An 18,211-nucleotide genomic window follows, 5' to 3' on the forward strand; every position below is an offset into this window, starting at 1 on the left:
CGGGCATCGCCCGACCTCCCCCCGGAGGGCGATTTTGCACCGTCAGCCAAGCCATGATCCGGTCTGCGGGCTGAAACGTTTCCCATCACATGTAGGTCAGGAACGCCCTCCAGGTCGGGCGATACCCGGCTGACGCCTCATGTCACTCCGGGCTCGTTCCCGCCCTTCGCTGCAAGGCCTGTGAAAGCCTGCTCTGCGGGTTTTGCTGCCGTCGGTCACTGGCGCGCAGGCCCGGAACAAGCCGCTGGCGATTCGCGTCATGCCGGGGGCGGGGACGCGCGTGACCGCTTTTCAGTTGCTGTGCTTCATCGCGCCGTGATCCGGCTTGCGTTCGTGGTCCACGGGGATCATCACCTGCATCTCGCCCGCTTTTTCAAACGTCAGCGTGACGGCGATTTCGCTGCCCTGTTCCAGCGGGCCGGTCAGCCCCATGAACATCACATGATCGCCCCCGCGCGCCAGCTGGTGCATGCCGCCGGCGGGCAGCGCGATGCCATCCTCGATCTCGGACATGCGCATGACGCCGTTTTCATCCTCGCTGTGGGTGTGCAGCTCGACCCGCGCCGCCACATCCGAGCTTACAGCGATCAGGCGGTCATCCTCTGCCCCTTCGTTCATCAGCGTCATGAAGGCCGCGCCGCTGGCGGAAGTGGGGGTGGAGCTGCGGACATAGGCGTCGCTGACCATGATCTCGGCAAGGGCGGGGGCGGCAAGCAGCATCGCGGCAAGGGTGGCGGTCAGATGTCGTTTCATATGTCGTATCCTTGGTTGGCGCCGGTGAAAGCCTGGTTCAGACCGTCCGGAAAGAGGCCCGGCCGGGTGGCAGGGTCAGCGACACACAGCCTGTCATCGCCCCGGTTCTATCCCGGCGCGGAACCGGTGACGAGGGGGCAAAACGACACAACCCCGGTCGCGGGGGACCGGGGTTGTGCATAGGTCGGCAGAAAGGAAGGCTCAGCTCAGCGCGTCAGCTTCCGTACCGGATTTCAGGATCGCTTTCTTGATCTTCAGCGCATTGGCGGACAGCTCGGTGTCTTTCGCCTTGGCCAGGAACTTGTCCAGGCCGCCACGGTGGTCAACGGACCGCAGGGCATGTGCAGAGATACGCAGTTTGAACGAACGGCCCAGCGCTTCGGACTGCAGGGTCGTGTCATTCAGGTTCGGCAGGAAGCGACGCCGCGTCTTGTTGTTGGCGTGGCTTACGTTGTTGCCCGTCATCGGGCCTTTTCCGGTCAGTTCGCAAACACGCGACATGGGTTCATCCTTTGATTTAGTGGTGCGGCAACGCAGGCCCGCTGCAACACATAAAAGGGGCCGCGCGATGCGACCCGTAAACTTGTCCGCTGGCTTTAGTGGGAATCACCTTTGGCGTCAAGCCGATGTGACCGAAGTTATGCCCGATGGTCAGGCCACCCGCCACCGCCTGGGGTTGCAAAAATCACGCGAGGGGGCTGCCGCCGCATTTATTTCTTTCATCCGCCAGTCCAATTTGCAACACCTTTGGAATGACCATTCGCCTGCGCGCCCTTCTTGTTCACCTCTTCACCGCCACCGGCGCCGTCTTTGCCATGCTGGCGATGCTGGCTGCGGTCGATGGCAAATGGGACATGATGTTCCTCTGGCTGGTGGTCGCCTTTTTCGTGGATGGCATCGACGGGCCGCTGGCACGCAGATACGACGTCAAGACCAATGCGCCGGAATTCGATGGCGTGCTGCTGGACCTGATCATCGACTACCTCACCTATGTCTTCATCCCCGCCTTCGCCCTGTTCACCTCGGGTCTCATGAACGGCTGGAGCGGCTGGGTCATGATCATCATCGTCACCTTCGCCTCTGCCATGTATTTCTGCGACACAAGGATGAAGACAAAGGACAATTCCTTTTCCGGCTTTCCGGGGTGTTTCAACATGCTGGTGCTGGTGCTCTTTGCCCTGACGCCCGCCTGGTGGGTCTGTCTGATCATCGTCACGGTCCTGTCCGTCGCGATGTTCCTGCCGATCAAGTTCGTGCATCCCGTGCGCACCGAGCGCTGGCGCGGGGTAACGCTGCCGATGGCGCTGGCCTGGACCTTCTTTGCCGGTTGGGCCGCCTGGGGCAATTTCGACGCGGCAAGCTGGTCTCACTGGGGTCTGGTGATCACCTCGGTCTACCTGATCCTGGCCGGTGCCGTGCAGCAGGCGTTCTTTGATCCGAAAGACTGACGGCAAGAGGCCGGACGGGGAAGGACTGGGTGGAGGTCTTCTCTGACCGCTGAGGCGAAGCGCAACCCGGGTATCGCCTGCCCGTCATGCCAAATGCGTGCCGACTACATACGGCGCACCTCTGGTGCGACGGGCGGTCGGGCGATGCCCGGCTTGCGCCGGGCGGGGCGTTTGGGGGTAGGCACCGCACCGACGCGACCTGTGCAAAGCCCGCTTGCCGGGCCTTCACAAACCTTGCGGCGAAGGTCTGGTTAGAGCCCGGAGTTACATGAGGCGTCAGCCGGGCATCGCCCGACCTGGAGGGCGTTCCAGACCTTTATGCGATGGGAAACGTTTCAGCCCGCAGACCGGATCATGGCTTGGCTGACAGTGCAAAATCGCCCTCCTGGGGGAGGTCGGGCGATGCCCGGCTGACGCCGGGCGGAGGCGCTTGGGGGTATGCACCGCGCCAATGGCATGGGCAGTTTCGTCCCGCACATCCGACCTTCGCGCGCCTTGTAGTTAAGATCGGGATCAAGCCCCGCCTGTCCGGAGGCGTGAGCCGGGAGGGTACGCCTTTGCGCCAGTCCGCGCTTCTGACGGCTTAAGCAAGCGGGCGACAAACGGACTCACATTTCCGCTTGACCTCAACCTTGGTTGAGCCGCCATCAAGGGGCAAATCGCAAAGGATTGCCCATGACCGCCTCGACAACATCCACCCCGAATACCGAATATGTGCCCTGGCGCGAGTTCCTTGGCGCGGGCTATAACGCGCCTCTGCTGCTGGTCTGCCTCGGGGTCTGGCTGCATGCCGCAGACAGCCTCGTCGTGGCCACCATGCTGCCCGCCATCGTGGCCGAGATCGGCGGTGCGGCCTATGTCAGCTGGACCGTCTCTATCTATGAAATCGGCTCCATCGTCGCAGGCGCGGCCAGTGCGCTCCTGACCCTGCGCTACGGGTTGCGGGTGCCGATGGCCGGGGCGGCATTTTGCTTTGCCGCCGGCTGCGCGCTGTCGGCCCTCAGCGGCTCCATGGGGCTGGTGCTGGTCGGGCGCAGCCTGCAGGGCCTGGGCGGCGGCGGGCTGACCGCGCTGTCCTTTATCGCCATCGGCGTGCTCTTCCCGCGCCGCCACGCGGCCCGCACGCTGGCGGTGGTCTCCGCCTTCTGGGGGGTATCCGCCTTTCTCGGCCCGCTTCTGGGCGGGTTGTTCGTGGAATATGCCAACTGGCGCTGGGGCTTTGCCTTTTTCGCGGTGCAGGCCCTGGGCCTTGGCCTGTGGATCGCGCTGCGCCCCGCACCCGCACCCGCCACTGCCGACACCGGCAGCGGATCGCCCGGCGGCTTCCCCTTCTTCCGCCTTGCCGTGCTCTGCGCGGCGGTGATCCTGATCTCTTCCGGCGGGGTCCGGGTGGAACTGCTGCGCAGCAGCCTGCTGATCCTGGCGGGCATGGCCTGCCTGTGGTGGTTCCTCTGGCGCGATGCCCGTGCGGGTGCCGCGCGGCTGCTGCCCGCTGCCCCGATGAACCCGCGCCAGGCCACCGGCGCCACGCTGCTGATGCTTTTGTGCATCTCGATGGCCACCATCGGCTTGCTGGCCTATGGCCCGCTGCTGATGACGCTGATCCACGGAGTCTCGGCCCTGACCGCAGGCTATATCGTCGCCGCCTCCTCGATCGGCTGGACCCTGACGGCAGTGGCGGTCAGCGGATCGCCCGAGCGGCGCGACCGGCTGTGGATCGGGCTGGGCATGGGGATGACAACGCTCAGCGTTGCGGGTTTTGCCTATGCGATCCCGCATGGGCCGCTCTGGCTGATTGCCCTGTTCTCGGCGATCGAAGGCGGTGGATTCGGCCTTGCCTGGACCTTCATCCTGCGCCGGGTCACGGCGCTGGTCCCGGCAGAGGAAGCGGCCCGCGTTTCCGGCGCCATCCCCACCGTGCAGCGCATGGGCTATGCCCTGGGTGCCGCCTATGTGGGGATCGTGGTCAATGCCAGCGGGTTCCTGGAGATGACTGGCCCGGCAGACGCCGCCCATGTCGCGCGGGTGCTGTTCCTGTCGAGCCTGCCGCTGGCGCTGATCGGGCTGGCGGCGATGGCGGGGCTGTTGCGCCGCCATCCGCATGACGAAAGGCTTCAGATGAGCAGCCCTGCCGCCCCCTCGTGACGCAGCAGCGCCACCTTGGTCTCCACCCCGCCGCGTCCTGAAAACCCGGTCAGCCCCTTTGCCCCCATGACCCGGTGGCAGGGGATGATCACCGGGATCGGATTGCCGCCACAGGCCTGCCCCACCGCCTGCGCGGACACGCCCAGATCGCGCGCAATCTCGCCATAGGTGCGGGTATGGCCAAAGGGGATCGCCGCGATGGCAGCGCAGACCCGGCGTTGCAGCTCGGAGCCCCTGACCCGCAGCGGCAGGTCGAACACCTCCAGTGTGCCGGCATCATAGGCGGCAAGCTGGCGCAGCCCCTCTGTCAGCAGATCGCTGGTGTCGGGCTGCGCCACGGCCCCCCAGCTGACGGCGGTGATTGCGCCATCCTGTTCTGTCAGGGTCAGATCGCCGAAGCGGGTGGAGATATGGCTGCGTTTCATGGTGCCAGAATGACGCGGAATGCCCCTGCGCTCAATCCGGAACCTGCGGGTATCACGAAGGGCAGCGCCAGTGTTGATTACAGACACCCTGGCCCGGAACAAGCCGAAGGTGCCGGGCCATCGCCTGCCCGCCGGTCGGGTAGGAGATTTGGTGAGGCTTGGTGTTCCCATGAGAGGGCTCATCAAAGCTGAGAAATAAAGTGGCATGAACATAGGTCAGCATCGCCCACCCCGGGCAGGCGCTGGCCCGGCTTGCGCTTTGGCTCAACAATTTGGCACAAAGGCCGGTTTGGCTTGGCATCCGACAACGTCTGCAAGCACCGATACCCGCACGCGGCCCTCGGCCCCGGCGGTGTCACTGCATTCAGCCTGAATATGGAAAGGAGCCGGTAAGGATGGCGGCGCCGCCAGATTCGGAAAAACGAGACAGGGCATGGCCCTGCACCCTGAACGGTTCAGCGTGGCGCGACACTTGCGCGCCTCTGCTCCTGTGGTGCCGAAAGGTGGAAAGTCTTTCGGCGGTCAATCGCGATTGGGATGGGGTTTAGGGCAATGCCGGTTAAGGCCGCGTTTGCCCTGCGGGCGATGGCGGGCGGTGCCGGGCAACAGCCGCACCGCCCGCGCGGGGTCAGACCCGCGTGTCCATTTCCCGCACCGCTTCGTCACAGCGTTTGCAGACACCGGGGGTGGCATGGCTGCCCACATCCGGCAGCACCTTCCAGCAGCGGGCGCATTTGCCGCCCTCGGCCTTCTCGAACACAACGGCAACGCCTTCGGCCTCGGGCATGCGGAACGCCTCTGCCGGGGCCGGGTCACCGGTGACCGAGATGTCGGAGGTGATCGCCACATCCTCGAAAGACACGCTTTCCAGTGCCGCGCGCTGATCCGCATCCGCGACATGAACCACCGGCGCGGCCTCAAGCGAGGCGCCGATCACCTTGTCGGTGCGCTGCACCTCCAGGGCCGAGGTCACCACCCGGCGCGCCGCGCGGACCGATGCCCATTTCGCGGCCAGTGCCGGGTCCAGCCAGTCGGCAGGGGTTTCCGGCATATCCACCAGATGCACCGAACTGTCCTCGCCCCCGAACCGCTCAAGCCAGACTTCCTCCATGGTAAAGACCAGCACCGGGGCCAGCCAGGTGGTCAGCCGGTGGAACAGCAGGTCCAGCACCGTGCGGGCCGAGCGGCGGCGCAGCGTGTCGCCGTCGCAGTAAAGCGCATCCTTGCGGATGTCGAAGTAGAAGGCCGATAGATCCACCGTGGCAAAGGTGAAGACCGCCTGGAACACCCCCTGGAAGTCGAAGCGCGCATAGCCGTCGCGCACCTGCCTGTCCAGTTCCGCCAGCCGGTGCAGCACCCAGCGCTCCAGCTCCGGCATATCCGCAGGATCAACCCGGTCGCTTTCGCTGAAATCGCTCAACGCGCCGAGCATGTAACGCATGGTGTTGCGCAGCCGGCGATAGCCGTCCGCCACCCCTTTCAGGATCTCGTCGCCGATCCGCTGGTCCGCGGTATAATCGGTCTGCGCCACCCAGAGCCGCAGGATATCGGCGCCATATTGCTGCACGATCTTTTCCGGCACGATGGTATTGCCGATGGATTTGGACATCTTCATGCCCTTGGCATCCAGCGTGAACCCATGGGTCACCACATTGCGATAGGGCGCGCGACCGGTGGTGCCGACCGATTGCAGCAGCGAGGAATGGAACCAGCCACGGTGCTGGTCGGTGCCCTCCATATAGACATCGGCGATGCCGTCCTCTGTCCCGTCCGGGCGGTCGCGCAGGGTAAAGGCATGGGTCGAACCGCTGTCGAACCAGACATCCAGAATGTCGGTCACCTGGTCATAGTCATCCGGATTCACGATACCCTCCAGGAAACGCGCCTTGGCGCCCTCCTCGTACCAGGCATCCGCGCCTTCGGCCTCGAAGGCCGCGACGATGCGGGCGTTGACCTCGGGGTTGCGCAGCAGGAAATCCGGATCGGTGGGCAGCACGCCCTTTTTCGTGAAACAGGTCAGCGGCACGCCCCAGGCGCGCTGGCGCGACAGCACCCAGTCGGGCCGCGCCTGCATCATCGAATGCAGACGGTTGCGGCCCGATTTCGGGGTCCAGTTCACATTGTCGATCTCGGTCAGCGCCCGTTCGCGGATGGTCTTGCCATGCATGTCCAGCCCGTCGCCCACCACCTTGTCGATGGCGGCAAACCACTGCGGCGTGTTGCGGTAGATCACCGGCGCCTTGGAGCGCCAGGAATGGGGGTAGCTGTGCTTGATCTTGCCGCGCGCCAGCAGCCCGCCGACCTCGACCAGCTTGTCGATGATCGCCGCGTTGGCATTGCCCTCCTTGCCGTTCGGCTTGAGGATCGCCTTGCCGCCAAAGAACGGCAGGTCGTCGCGGAACCGCCCGTCGGGGTTCACGTTGTAGGTGATCACCTGCTCCAGCATGCCGAGGCCACGGTAAAACTCGTATTCCTCAAGACCATGGCTGGGCGCGCAATGCACAAAGCCGGTGCCTTCGGTATCGGTCACGAAATCGGCGGCACGGAAGTCGCGCAGGTCGTCCCATTCGCCGCCCGCGCCCTCGGCGCCCGCCAGCGGATGCTGCAGCGACATCCCGGCAAGCTGTGCCGATGTCACATCGCGCAGCCGCCGGTACATGCCCGGTTCCAGCCGCGCCCGGCCCATGACGTCATCCGCCAGCTTGTCGGCCAGGATGTAGCGGTCCCCGACAGAGACCCAGCTTTCCTCCGGCGTGCCGGTCACCTCATAAAGGCCATAGGCGATGTCCGCGCCAAAGACGACGGCCTTGTTCGACGGGATGGTCCAGGGCGTCGTGGTCCAGATGACAACATGCGCCCCTTCGAAATCCTGCGCGACCCGGGTTTCGGCGGCCAGTTCGGCCCCGCGATCGGAGACAGATTCTTCCTCGCCGCCGGTCACCAGATCGGCCAGCCTGAAATCCACCACCTTGAATTTCACCCAGACGGTAAAGCTCTCCTTGTCGTGGTACTCCACCTCGGCCTCGGCCAGGGCGGTCTGCTCCACCGGCGACCACATCACCGGTTTGGACCCCTGATACAGCGTGCCGTTCATCAGGAACTTCATGAATTCCTCGGCGATCACCCGCTCGGCGTGGAAATCCATGGTCAGATAGGGATCGGCCCAGTTGCCGGTGATGCCCAGACGCTTGAACTCCTCGCGCTGCACATCGACCCAGCCGGCAGCAAACTGGCGGCATTCGGCGCGGAATTCGTTGATCGGCACCTCGTCCTTGTCGCGGCCCTTCTTGCGGTATTGTTCCTCGATCTTCCACTCGATCGGCAGACCGTGGCAATCCCAGCCGGGGATATAGCGCGCGTCAAAGCCCATCATCTGGTGGCTGCGCACGATCATGTCCTTGATCGTCTTGTTCAGCGCATGGCCGATGTGCAGGTTGCCATTGGCATAGGGCGGGCCGTCATGCAGGGTAAAGGGCGTGCGGCCTGGCTTTTCGCGCAAGCGGTCATAGACCCCGATCCGCTCCCAGCGTGCCAGCCACTCGGGCTCGCGCTTGGGCAGGCCCGCGCGCATCGGGAAATCGGTCCTGGGCAGGTTCAGGGTGGCTTTGTAGTCAAACGTCTCTGGCGTGTCGGCACACATGTCTTGCGTCCTTCGAATCTCGGGGAAAATGGTCAGATCGGTGCGATGGTCTCAAACACCTCAAGCCCGGCGTCTCCAATCGGTCAGAGCGCCGGGGAAATAATTCGAATGAGGATCGCGAAATGCCATGCCATGCCGGGCTTATAATCAGGCACCGCCCGACGGACAAGACCCGACCCCCCTCTCTTTTTGGCCGTAAATATCCCTGGGGGAGTTTGAGGGGGCAAAGCCCCTTCAAGATGTCGGGGAGTTTGAGGGGGCAAAGCCCCTTCAAGATGTCGCGGAGTTTGAGGGGGCAAGGCCCCTTCAAGGGGTCGGGGAGTTTGAGGGGGCCTGCCCCCTCATCAGCAAGATGGATCGCGCACCGCGTCAGCGGTTCATTCAGACAACGCCATCAGACCGGGCCATCAGATCGGGCCATCAGATCGGGCCGCCGCGCAGAAGGCCGCCATCAGATCCGCGTCCTTGACCCCCGGTGCGCTTTCCACGCCGGAGGCCACATCGACCTGCCGCGCGCCGGTCATGGCGATGGCCTGGGCAACGTTCTGCGGTGTCAGCCCGCCCGCCAGCATCCAGGGCACCGGCCAGCGCCGTCCGGCAATCAGCCGCCAGTCGAAGGTCAGCCCGTTGCCCCCCGGCAGGACCGCGCCCTTTGGCGGCTTGGCATCCACCAGCAGCTGATCCGCCACCGTGCCGTATTCTTCCAGCGCCGTCAGATCCTCCGGCACCGCCACGCCGACGACCTTCATCACCGGCAGCCCATAGCGCGCCTTGATCTCGCGCACCCGCTCGACGCTTTCGGCACCGTGCAATTGCAGCATGTCCAGCGGCACGACCTCCACCAGCGCATCCAGAAAGGCATTGTCGGCATCGACCGTCAGGGCAACCTTGCAGATCCCCTCCGGCACCGTGCCCGCGATAAAGGCGGCATCGGCGGGGGCCAGGTAACGCGGTGATTTGGCAAAGAAGTTGAACCCAAGATAGCGCGCACCGGCCAGAATGGCGGCGGGCACATCGGCGCTTTCGGTCAACCCGCAGATCTTGACGTTGATGGCAGAGGGCATCGGCGCCTCAGCCGGCTTCGTCCAGCAGGGCCAGGACCTCGTCCTTGCCCTTGTGCTTTTCGCCCTTCAGACGCGCCACTTCACGCTCCAGCCTGCGCATCTCGCGCGCCTGTCTGGCCGCTTCGGCCCGTTCGCCGTATTCGCGGATCCATTCCCAGACAAAGCCGATCAGCAGCCCCGCAAGGATGCTGCCCAAGATGACCAGGAACAACGGCAGCCTGATCTGCGGCGTCACCGCAAACCAATGGGCCACTTCGCCCGGCAGCACCTTCAGTTCCACGATTTCCCGGTTGGCGAGCGCAACCGCGATCAGCGCGACGGCGAAGATCGCGATGCAGAAGTAGCGGATGTAACGCATCATGCTTTCCCGTTCAGCCTGTCCCGGAGCAGCTTGCCGGTCTTGAAAAACGGCACATGTTTCTCTTCGACATGAACGGTTTCGCCGGTCCGGGGGTTCCGCCCCACCCTGGCATCACGCTTCTTGACAGAGAATGCGCCAAATCCGCGCAGCTCCACGCGATCCCCCTTGGACATGGCCCCGGTGATCTCGTCGAAGATGGTATTCACAATGCGTTCGACGTCGCGCTGGTAGAGATGCGGGTTGTCATCCGCAATCTTCTGGATCAGTTCAGACCGGATCATCGCGATACCCCCCAAGGTGCGTCTATTTTTGCGTTCCACATGCCACTATAAAAAGAAACCCCGCCGCCGTGAAGCCGTGCTTGCGCCTGACTTCGACTTTTTCGGCGCGGAACCTCCTGTTTTTTTGGCTTTTTTGCATAACACCTGAGCTGCGGCGCCGCATCCGGGCGAAAAGCGGAAGCTCCCGCAGGCCGGGCGCCGCCGATTCGTTCGGCATGTCACATGACATATCAGCGCCCCTTGATCGGCGCGGCATCCGCCGTATCCGGGCAGCCGTGACAGGCAAAAGGCCCCGCATGTCGCCATGCGGGGCCCTTTGATTTCGTCAAACGCGAGGCGTTTACTTGTCGTCGTCGCCTTTCAGCGCCGCGCCAAGGATATCGCCCAGCGATGCGCCGGAGTCGGAGGAACCGTATTGTTCGACGGCTTCCTTCTCTTCCGCGATTTCGCGTGCCTTGATCGACACGCCCAGGCGGTGTGCCTTGGTGTCGACATTGGTGATGCGCACGTCGACCTTGTCACCGACAGAGAAACGCTCGGGGCGCTGCTCGGCACGGTCACGGCTGAGGTCGGAGCGACGGATGAAGCTCTTCATGCCTTCGTATTCGACCTCGATGCCGCCATCCTCGATGGAGGTCACGGTGACGGTCACGATGGAGCCACGCTTCACGCCGCCCACGGCTTCGGCGAACTTGTCACCGCCGACACCCTTGATGGAGAGCGAGATGCGCTCCTTCTCGACGTCGACTTCGGAGACAACGGCCTGCACCATGTCGCCCTTGCGGTAGTCCTGAATGGCTTCTTCGCCACGCTGGTCCCAGCTGAGGTCGGAGAGGTGAACCATGCCGTCGATGTCGCCGGGCAGACCCACGAACAGACCGAATTCGGTGATGTTCTTGACTTCGCCTTCGACCTCGGTGCCCTCGGGATGCGTTTCCGCAAAGACTTCCCACGGGTTGCGCATGGTCTGCTTGAGACCCAGGGACACGCGGCGCTTGGCGCCGTCGATTTCCAGCACCATGACTTCGACTTCCTGAGAGGTCGAGACGATCTTGCCGGGGTGCACGTTCTTCTTGGTCCAGGACATTTCGGAGACGTGAACCAGACCTTCGACACCGGGCTCCAGCTCAACAAAGGCGCCGTAATCGGTGATGTTGGTCACGCGGCCAGTGTGCGAGGATTCCAGCGGATACTTGGCGGCCACCAGATCCCAGGGATCTTCCTGCAGCTGCTTCATGCCGAGGCTGATGCGATGGGTTTCCTTGTTGATCTTGATCACCTGCACCTTGATCGTTTCGCCGATGGCGAGGATCTCGGAGGGGTGGTTCACGCGGCGCCATGCCATGTCGGTGACGTGCAGCAGCCCGTCAACACCGCCCAGATCAACAAAGGCACCGTATTCGGTGATGTTCTTGACCACACCATCGACGTTCTGACCTTCGGTCAGGTTGCCGATGACTTCGGCGCGCTGTTCGGCACGGGATTCTTCGAGGATCGCACGGCGCGACACCACGATGTTGCCCCGGCGACGGTCCATTTTCAGAACCTGGAACGGCTGCTTGAGACCCATCAGCGGGCCCGCATCGCGCACGGGGCGCACATCGACCTGGGAACCGGGCAGGAAGGCCACGGCACCGCCGAGATCGACGGTGAAACCGCCCTTGACCCGGCCAAAGATCGCGCCTTCGACACGTTCTTCTGCGGCATAGGCTTTTTCCAGACGGTCCCAGGCTTCCTCACGGCGCGCCATCTCGCGGGAGATGACAGCTTCGCCACGGGCGTTTTCGACCTGACGCAGGAAGACTTCGACTTCGTCGCCGACTTCGATCTTGGGCGCTTCGCCCGGATCGGCAAATTCTTTCAGCTCGACGCGGCCTTCCATCTTGTAACCGACGTCGATGATGGCCTGACCGGCCTCGATGGCAATGACCTTGCCTTTGACAACAGACCCCTCTTCGGGGGTGTCCATCTCGAAGCTCTCCTCCAGGAGTGCTTCAAATTCGTCCATAGCATTTGACATGTAGCTTTACGTTTCCTTTTAAGATGTATCTGGCCGTGCGGTTGTCTCCGCCGGTCTTGGGTGTGAATTGGACCTCGGGCCGATCCGGCAGACGCAAAAGAAATAGGGCCGGATGGTTCCGACCCTGCCTCAGTACTGCGTCCGGTGCTGTAATCGCCCCTTAGACAGCCGCGCATATAGGTTATTTGAGGCGCGCGCGCAAGAGCCTCGAATCGCGGATGTTCACGGCAGGCGGTTCCGCGCGGGGTCGGAGCGCCCGGTATCAGGCCGGGCGTTCCTGTTGCTTCATGCCAGACGGGCGCGGCGGCGGCGTGCCAGGTGCAGCGCGATCTCGACCGCCGCGATGACCAGCATCGACAGGCCCACCAGCGGAAAGAACACCCCGGCCAGCACCGCAAGCACCAGCAACATGCGCGGCATCCGCCAGTCCGTGGGCATCGCGGGGGTGCCGATGGCCCCGGCCGGGCGGCGTTTCCACCACATGATCGCCGCCGAAACCGCCAGCATGATCATCGCCAGACAGGCCAGCAGCAGCACGATCTGGTTGGCCAGCCCCCAGGCCTGCCCCATGTGGATGCTGACCCCCCATTCGGCGGCCCAGCCCAGACCGCCAAGGTCGGACAGGCCCGCGTCATAGAGCATCGCGCCGGTATATTGGTCCAGGTGGATCACCCGTTCCTGGCTGATGTCGTCGGGATAGACCGAAGCCGTAAATACCCCCTCAGGCCCGCCGGGCATGTTCAGCGCATATCCGGGCGCAATGCCAAGCCCCTCGACCGTTGCGACCACCTGATCCAGCCCTGCCGGAACCCCGTCCGAGGCCCCTGAAACCGGCATCGGCTGCTTTTCCATGATCCAGGGCGCGCGGTCGATCGCATCGCCCACCGGCACCGTGGAAACCGGCAGTTTGGACCAGTAGCCATCGGGCATGCCCAGCCCCGCCGCATAGGACAGGTCATAGAACTTCCCGCCCCAGACCGAGGACCAGGGCAATCCGGTCATGGCAAGGAACACGATGAACGCGCCGGTGTAGATCCCCGTCACCGCATGCAGATCGCGCCACCAGGGCCGCCCTTTCGTGGCCTTGATCGACATTGTGCCCAGCTTCCTGCCGCGCGGCCACCACAGGTAGATGCCGGTGCCCACCAGCAGCACCATCCAGCCTGCCGCCGCTTCGATCAGCCGGTTGCCCAGCCAGCCGACATATTCCAGCGAGTGCAGCTTGCGCACGACATACATCGCCGGGCTGCCGGAGGGGCCTGCGTCCCATTGGCTGCCCAGCACCTCGCCGGAATAGGGGTTCACAAAGACGGTATCCTTGAGCCCCTCCGCACCGAGAATGCGGACCTCTGCCGCGCGGTCGGGGGCGGCGGCGGGCGTATAGGCCTTGAGCGTGCCGGGATGGCTGGCCAGCGCGGCGGCGGTCAGCAGCGAGGGGGCAAGCGGGGCGGTGGCCTGCGGTTCGACCAGCCGCAGCTTGGCATAGGCGGCGGTGTTGAATTCATCCTTGAACAGATAGATCGCCCCGGTGGTGGCGATGATCAGCAGGAAGGGCAGGATGATCAGCCCGGCAATGAAATGCCAGCGCCAGACAGCGCGATAGAGCGCGGAATCACCCGCGCTGCGTGTAGATGTAGGGGTCATGTCCCGTGGTTCCTTGAGATTTGTTTGCCCGCTCCGGGTCGTGCCGGAGCGGGAGAATGCATCGGCGCCGGTTCAGCCAGCGATCAGCTTGCGGATCTTGCCCACCGCGCTGTCGAAATCTTCCTGATAGGCGATGGGCTGGGCGAAGCGCCCGCGATCATCGAAGAGCAGCACAAAGGCCGAGTGATCCATCGTATAGCCGCCCTCGCTCAGCGGGACCTTCTGCGCATAGATGCGGAAGGCCCTGATCGCCTTGTCGATTTCCGCGCGCGAGCCGGAGACGCCGGTCACCCCCGGCACCCAGGAGACATAATCCCCCAGCATCTCGGGCGTATCGCGTTCGGGATCGACGGTGACAAAGAACACCCGGAGTTCCTCGCCCTCCTCGGCCAGCGCCTCCTGCCAGCCGGAGACATCGCCCAGCGTGGTCGGGCAGACCTCGGGGCAATGGGCAAAGCCGAAGAACACGGCAGAGGGGGTGCCCCTGAGCGTGTCCTGGGTGAAGGTGCCGCCGTCGGTCATGGTCAGGCTGTAGTCGCCCCGCCCGAGTTCATCGGCAACCGATCTGTTGAGGCGCGGTTCAAGCACGGTGAACCAGCCCAGGGCCAGAAGCGCGATCAGCGTGATGCCCCAGAGGCCGATCAGGAATTTCCTGCGTTGTGACGTCATGGCTGGGTCACTCGCTCATCTTGTGATGCGCATCATGTCCGTCATGCGCGTCATGCGCCGTGCCGTCACGGGCCAGCACCGGCATGGTCAGCGTCACCGCGCCCGCCTTTTCAAAGGTCAGGGTGACCTCGGCCGTGTCGCCTTCGGTCATCGGGCCGGAGAGGTCCATGAACATGATGTGATAGCCGCCGGGTTTCAGCATCACCGTCTCGCCCGCGGGAATCGGCAGGCCGTTCTCAAGCGCGCGCATCTTCATGACCTCGCCCTGCATCGCCATCTCGTGTATTTCCACCCGCGCGGCGGCGTCGGACGTGGCGGCAATCAGGGTATCGTCGCTGTCGCCGCCATTGGTGACGGTCAAAAAACCGCCCGCGACGGGCTGGTTCGGCAGGGTCGCCCGGACGAAATAGGCCGACAGTCCGAGATCGCCCAGGGTCACCATTTCATCGGCGGGCATGTCCATCGCCGCATGGCCGTGGCCGTGTCCGTGACCGTCGCTGCCGGCAACAAGGGTCAGCCCCGGCGCGGGGTTTGGCACATCATGTGATCCGCTGGTGTCGGTCCAGTCCGCGGTTCCGCTGGCGCAGGTCTGCAGGGCCGGGAAATAGAGCGTCTCGCCGGGGGTCAAGCCGGGGCCGACGGTGCCGCGCAGGGTGAATTCGTCATAAAAGGCGTCGGGCAGATCGCCCCCCGACCAGATCACCGCCCGCACCCCTTCGGTCATTTCCTTGCCGTGGTTGTCATAGGGTGTGGCATAGGCGCCGGTTTCGGTGGTCAGTTCCCAGCCCGGTTTCGGCATCGGCTTGGCCGCATAGAAGCCTTCGGGAATGTCGATGCGAACGCTATGGGTCGCTTCGCCCGCGCAGCCGTGCGGGACACGCAGGGTCACCTTGGTGGTGGCGCCCACTGCCGCCTGTTTCTGTTCCAGCGTGGCATGGGCATGGGCGGTGCCCGCCAGCATGGCAAGGCAGAGGGCCGCAATTGATGTGGTCTTTGGATAGGTCATGAGAGTCTCCACAGAGATCCGGGCGCTGGCGGAAGGCGCGCCCAACAATGAATTCGCACCGGGACACCGGCACGGATGGATTGAACTCAGCTGAAGAGAGGGGGTGCGCGGACGCCAACCGGGGCTGAAAGTCGCGCGTGGCCCGCAACAAGGTCGGGCCGGGCGGCCTGAACAAAGACCGGCTGCACCCGCTGCGACAGGTCGGGCGCGCGTGCGGCGGCGGCCCTGGGCAGTTTATGGCAGAAGGGGCAGCGATGATCCGAGGCCTCTGCATCCAGACCACACAGGTCTCCGGCGAGGTTGCCCATGGCGATGAAGGCTTCCATGCGCAGGGCATCGTCGCGATCGGGGGCCATGTGATGGGCCGACACGGCACTGAGCACCGCGAGCATAAGCGTGGTGCAGTATGCCAGTATGGTTTTGCGCAGGCCCTGTATCATGCGGGTTTAACTGCCGCAAACCGGGGCAAAGGGGAAGTGGGAAAATCTGCGACATAAAGCGCCGCAGTTGCCCCCGGGGTCGGGGAGCAGCGCAGGCTCAGGCCTAACAGGCCGCTGAAAAATGCCGGGCATTGCCGTTGGGCAGAGAAATTGTTCCTTGCACAGGCAGTTGTTCGGATCACAGAGGGCCGCGCCCGATCCTGGGAGGGCGCGTTCCAGACGTTTGAATAAGGCATAGCGCCTGAAATACTATGTATTATCAATGCATTGCGTGACGCTGCAAAAGCGCCCTCCCGTTTTGCCGGAGGCAAACCTTCGGTTTGACGGGAGGGTCGGGCGCGGCCCGGGCTTTCAGCCCGCGCCAAGGGGTGTAGCGGCCGCATCGGCGCACAATTTACCGGTTGCGGCTTGGCAAACCGCAAACAGACTCGTTTTTCAGCAGCTGGCTAAAAGATAAAGTCCCCGGCATCGAGGTCAGCCAGGACCACCGAAAGCAGGGTGATCTGCTGCGCGGCGCTGGCGGTGATCACGACGTTGTCGCCCTGTTGCACCATATGGTTGCCCGAAAGATCGGCGAAATCGGTAATCTCCGACACCCCGGACAGGTCGATGATCTCGAAAGGATTGGTGGCTTCAAAATCCGCCACCGTATCGTTGCCGTCGCCATCCACGAAGACAAAGCAATCGGCGTTGAAATTGCCGGTCAGCAGGTCGTTTCCCTGCCCGCCCCGCAGGGTGTCAAAGCCTGATCCGCCGAGAATACGGTCGTCTCCGTCGCCGCCCTCCAGCATGTCGTTGCCCTGATCGCCGAACAGGGTGTCATTGCCCTCGCCGCCCCAAATCTGGTCATTGTCGTCACCAGCCCAGAGCCGGTCCGCCCCGGCATCGCCCCAGAGGTGATCAAGACCCTGGCCGCCCCAGATCGTATCGTCGCCACTGCCGCCAAACAGGCTGTCGGCATTGGTGCCGCCTTCGATACTGTCGTTGCCAGCGCCGCCATAGATCGTGTCGAAGCCGCCCCAGCCTTCGAGAAAGTCGTTGCCGCTGCCGCCATCGAGGAAATCATTGCCGATCCCGGCGCGCAGCACATCGTCATCGTCGCCGCCCCAGAGGTGATCGTCGCCGTCCTCGCCAAAGAGCCGATCGGCATCCAGCCCCCCGGCGATGCTGTCATTGCCGGTGCCGCCAAAGATCGTGTCATCGCCGGTGGCACCGTCCACCACGTCATCGCCCCCGTTGGCATAGATGACCTCATAGGCGCCGGTTCCGGCCTGGGCCACGCCCTGCACATTCCCGCGGATGTATTCGGAGGTTTCGAACCCGTTGAAGCCGTCATCGCTGTGGACCACGTTCCTGATTCGCAGGTGCAGGCTTTCGTAATGGTCGAAGGGCACGAAGTTGACCTCGTTGTGATAGGCCACCTCGGTCAGCTCTTCTGCGGTCGGGACGTTGATGAAATGCAGCTCGTCGCCCCCGTGGCGCGACCCGTCCAGCGCATAAAAGACATTGTCGCCGATCTGCAGGAACTGCTGCGGGCCCAGTCCCAGTTCCGCGGCACTGTGCCCCTCGCCATAGGAGGTGAAGGACACGATGCGCACAAGGACGCTGGTGCCGTCAGCAATCCTGACACTTGCCGGCAGGGCGTTCAGGTCGATCGGATACCCTTCGATCATGATGACATCCCGCGTCGGCTCAAAGTCGTTGATCCGCCCCACCACCGGCGCGTTCACCAGATGGATGTTGGTGAAGTTGAAGATGTCGGCCCCTTCACCGCCGTAGACGTGATGGCCCTGACGCCCGAAGTCATTGCGCAGGTCGAGGTTGAACAGATCATCCCCGATATCGCCCCTGAGATGTATCTGGCCAATATCGGACACCGCCGCCGTCAGCGTGTCATCGCCCTGCCCGCCGTCGAGACTCTGCATGCCGATTCCACTGATGGAAAGCGAATAGCCCGCTGAGCGGACATCTGTGAAAGGCGGCATCTAAAGGGCTCCCGACCGTGTAGAGAGCGCAATGATAGGGAGGCGATCAGGGGGAGCGCAACGGATCAGGAGCAGGAATCCAGAAACTAACTGTTTCCGCTAAGTGTCAGCGCGGGTTTTGTGGTCTGCGCTGCGCCCGGAAATGAGACAGGCACGCCGACCGGAGCCGGCTGCCCCAGATTGCTGACAAACCCGGAAACGGCTGCCGCCGGAGGTAAATCGTTCTTCTGCGCTTTGCGTTACGTTTTCGAACGAAGGGCCGCGCCCGAGCCTGGGAGGGCGCATTGAGACGCGCATTCGGAGCGCTTCCCTTACAAATATCAATGTTGT

15 protein-coding genes are annotated in these 18,211 nt (G+C 63.8%); 2 read left to right on the top strand and 13 right to left on the bottom strand.

Annotated features, from left to right (window positions below):
- Positions 1–291 precede the first annotated feature (291 nt).
- Positions 292–753: a copper chaperone PCu(A)C gene (locus PVW51_RS23310; protein WP_274578048.1), complete on the bottom strand. Its 462-nt coding sequence runs from the start codon at positions 751–753 to the stop codon at positions 292–294.
- Between the two features lie 201 nt (positions 754–954).
- Positions 955–1,254 (bottom strand): 50S ribosomal protein L28, encoded by a 300-nt coding sequence (rpmB, locus tag PVW51_RS23315; RefSeq protein WP_114273540.1) that lies wholly within the window; start codon positions 1,252–1,254, stop codon positions 955–957.
- A gap of 251 nt (positions 1,255–1,505) precedes the next feature.
- On the opposite strand from rpmB, the gene PVW51_RS23320 reads away from it, so the two are divergent.
- Both PVW51_RS23320 and PVW51_RS23325 read left to right on the top strand, forming a co-directional pair.
- A complete protein-coding gene (locus tag PVW51_RS23320; protein ID WP_269361585.1) occupies positions 1,506–2,201 on the top strand; it encodes a CDP-alcohol phosphatidyltransferase family protein in 696 nt (231 codons plus the stop codon).
- A 675-nt stretch (positions 2,202–2,876) separates the two neighbouring features.
- Positions 2,877–4,346 carry an MFS transporter gene (locus PVW51_RS23325; RefSeq protein ID WP_274578050.1) on the top strand — a complete coding sequence of 490 codons (1,470 nt, stop codon included), beginning with the start codon at positions 2,877–2,879 and terminating at the stop codon, positions 4,344–4,346.
- Here the strand turns inward: PVW51_RS23325 and PVW51_RS23330 are convergent.
- The 11 genes from PVW51_RS23330 to PVW51_RS23380 form a co-directional block, all read right to left on the bottom strand.
- The gene (locus PVW51_RS23330) at positions 4,316–4,771 is read right to left on the bottom strand and encodes a methylated-DNA--[protein]-cysteine S-methyltransferase (RefSeq protein WP_274578051.1); all 456 of its coding nucleotides are present in this window, start codon (positions 4,769–4,771) and stop codon (positions 4,316–4,318) included. The genes PVW51_RS23325 and PVW51_RS23330 overlap by 31 nt on opposite strands.
- A gap of 628 nt (positions 4,772–5,399) precedes the next feature.
- A complete protein-coding gene (ileS, locus tag PVW51_RS23335) occupies positions 5,400–8,411 on the bottom strand; it encodes an isoleucine--tRNA ligase (RefSeq protein ID WP_274578052.1) in 3,012 nt (1,003 codons plus the stop codon).
- Positions 8,412–8,818: 407 nt separating this feature from the next.
- Positions 8,819–9,475, bottom strand: a complete 657-nt coding sequence (locus tag PVW51_RS23340; protein ID WP_274578054.1) for a phosphoribosylanthranilate isomerase — start codon at positions 9,473–9,475, stop codon at positions 8,819–8,821.
- A gap of 7 nt (positions 9,476–9,482) precedes the next feature.
- Entirely contained in the window at positions 9,483–9,833 is a 351-nt protein-coding gene (locus PVW51_RS23345) for a LapA family protein (RefSeq protein WP_269361590.1), read from the bottom strand.
- The gene (ihfB, locus tag PVW51_RS23350) at positions 9,833–10,117 is read right to left on the bottom strand and encodes an integration host factor subunit beta (protein WP_067297179.1); all 285 of its coding nucleotides are present in this window, start codon (positions 10,115–10,117) and stop codon (positions 9,833–9,835) included. The genes PVW51_RS23345 and ihfB overlap by 1 nt, the downstream gene beginning before the upstream one ends.
- 340 nt (positions 10,118–10,457) lie before the next feature.
- Positions 10,458–12,137 (bottom strand): 30S ribosomal protein S1, encoded by a 1,680-nt coding sequence (rpsA, locus tag PVW51_RS23355; RefSeq protein WP_205388135.1) that lies wholly within the window; start codon positions 12,135–12,137, stop codon positions 10,458–10,460.
- 285 nt (positions 12,138–12,422) lie between these two features.
- Entirely contained in the window at positions 12,423–13,781 is a 1,359-nt protein-coding gene (locus PVW51_RS23360) for a PepSY-associated TM helix domain-containing protein (protein WP_274578056.1), read from the bottom strand.
- 72 nt (positions 13,782–13,853) lie between these two features.
- The gene (locus tag PVW51_RS23365; RefSeq protein WP_269361592.1) at positions 13,854–14,450 is read right to left on the bottom strand and encodes an SCO family protein; all 597 of its coding nucleotides are present in this window, start codon (positions 14,448–14,450) and stop codon (positions 13,854–13,856) included.
- 7 nt (positions 14,451–14,457) lie between these two features.
- The gene (locus PVW51_RS23370; RefSeq protein ID WP_274578060.1) at positions 14,458–15,456 is read right to left on the bottom strand and encodes a DUF1775 domain-containing protein; all 999 of its coding nucleotides are present in this window, start codon (positions 15,454–15,456) and stop codon (positions 14,458–14,460) included.
- 86 nt (positions 15,457–15,542) lie between these two features.
- Positions 15,543–15,812, bottom strand: coding sequence for a hypothetical protein (locus PVW51_RS23375; RefSeq protein ID WP_274578061.1), 270 nt, complete (start codon positions 15,810–15,812; stop codon positions 15,543–15,545).
- A gap of 530 nt (positions 15,813–16,342) precedes the next feature.
- On the bottom strand, positions 16,343–17,821 hold the full coding sequence (locus tag PVW51_RS23380) for a calcium-binding protein (protein WP_274578062.1): 1,479 nt from the start codon (positions 17,819–17,821) through the stop codon (positions 16,343–16,345).
- Positions 17,822–18,211: the final 390 nt, after the last annotated feature.

The sequence above is a fragment of the Sulfitobacter sp. PR48 genome (genome assembly GCF_028807335.1).
GTDB lineage: Bacteria > Pseudomonadota > Alphaproteobacteria > Rhodobacterales > Rhodobacteraceae > Sulfitobacter.